General features: G+C 61.1%; 1 protein-coding gene. It reads left to right on the forward strand.

Translation table 11 applies throughout. The features are described from left to right. Nucleotides 1–1,888: transketolase (gene tkt, locus KHQ26_RS25870; protein WP_029884706.1), on the forward strand; the 1,888-nt coding region annotated here is incomplete at both ends.

Below are 1,888 nucleotides of genomic sequence, written 5' to 3' on the forward strand. Positions count from 1 at the left end.
GTACAGAAAGCCAAATCCGGCCACCCGGGGGCCCCGATGGGTATGGCTGACATTGCCGAAGTGCTGTGGCGTGATTTCCTGAACCATAACCCGAACAATCCGGCCTGGGCTGACCGTGACCGTTTTGTGTTGTCAAATGGCCATGGTTCGATGCTGATTTACAGCCTGCTGCACCTCACTGGCTACGATCTGCCGATTGAAGAGCTGAAAAACTTCCGCCAGCTGCACTCCAAAACCCCGGGTCACCCGGAAGTCGGCTACACCGCAGGCGTGGAAACCACCACCGGTCCGCTGGGCCAGGGTATCGCTAACGCGGTCGGGATGGCTATCGCCGAGAAAACCCTGGCGGCGCAGTTCAACCGTCCGGGACACGATATCGTCGACCACTACACCTACGCCTTCATGGGCGACGGCTGCATGATGGAAGGCATTTCTCACGAAGTGTGCTCCCTGGCCGGTACCCTGAAACTGGGTAAACTGGTGGCGTTCTATGATGACAACGGCATCTCTATCGACGGCCACGTTGAAGGCTGGTTCACCGATGACACCGCGAAACGCTTTGAAGCCTACGGCTGGCACGTGGTGCGCGGCGTGGACGGTCACGACGCTGACGCCATCAAACGCGCGGTAGAAGAAGCACGGGCGGTCACCGACAAACCGTCCCTGCTGATGTGCAAAACCATCATCGGTTTCGGTTCGCCGAACAAAGCCGGTACCCACGACTCCCACGGCGCGCCGCTGGGCGACGCCGAAATCGCCCTGACCCGCGAAGCGCTGGGCTGGAAACACGCGCCGTTTGACATCCCGTCTGACATCTATGCCCAGTGGGATGCCAAAGAAGCCGGCCAGGCGAAAGAAGCCGCATGGAACGAGAAGTTTGCGGCTTACGCCAAAGCCTTCCCGCAGGAAGCAGCCGAATTCACCCGCCGTATGAAAGGCGAGATGCCGTCTGACTTCGACGCGAAAGCTAACGAGTTCATCGCGAAGCTGCAGGCCAACCCGGCGAAAATCGCCAGCCGTAAAGCCTCGCAGAACGCCATCGAAGCCTTCGGCCCGCTGCTGCCGGAATTCCTCGGCGGCTCCGCAGATCTCGCGCCGTCCAACCTGACCCTGTGGTCCGGTTCTAAGCCGATCAACGAAGACGCTGCCGGGAACTACATCCACTACGGCGTGCGCGAGTTCGGTATGACCGCTATCGCCAACGGTATCGCGCTGCACGGCGGCTTCCTGCCGTACACCTCCACCTTCCTGATGTTCGTGGAATACGCGCGTAACGCGGTACGTATGGCCGCGCTGATGAAACAGCGTCAGGTGATGGTCTACACCCACGACTCCATCGGTCTGGGCGAAGACGGCCCGACTCACCAGCCGGTAGAGCAGGTGGCTTCCCTGCGCGTGACCCCGAACATGTCCACCTGGCGTCCGTGTGACCAGGTTGAATCCGCGATTGCGTGGAAATATGGCGTGGAGCGTCAGGACGGCCCGACCGCGCTGATCCTCTCCCGTCAGAACCTGGCGCAGCAGGAGCGTACCGCAGAGCAGCTGGCGAACGTGGCCCGCGGCGGTTATGTGCTGAAAGATTGCGCCGGCCAGCCGGAGCTGATCTTTATCGCCACCGGTTCAGAAGTGGAACTGGCGGTTGCCGCATGGGACAAACTGACTGCCGAAGGCGTGAAGGCGCGCGTGGTTTCCATGCCGTCCACCGACGCGTTCGACAAGCAGGATGCGGCTTATCGCGAATCCGTACTGCCGAAAGCCGTGACCGCGCGCGTTGCCGTGGAAGCGGGTATCGCTGACTACTGGTTCAAATACGTTGGCCTGAACGGCGCTATCGTTGGCATGACCACCTTCGGTGAGTCTGCGCCGGCTGAGCAGCTGTTCGAGGAGT

It is taken from the genome of Klebsiella sp. 10 (assembly GCF_018223925.1).
In the GTDB taxonomy this organism is placed as follows: domain Bacteria; phylum Pseudomonadota; class Gammaproteobacteria; order Enterobacterales; family Enterobacteriaceae; genus Klebsiella; species Klebsiella pneumoniae.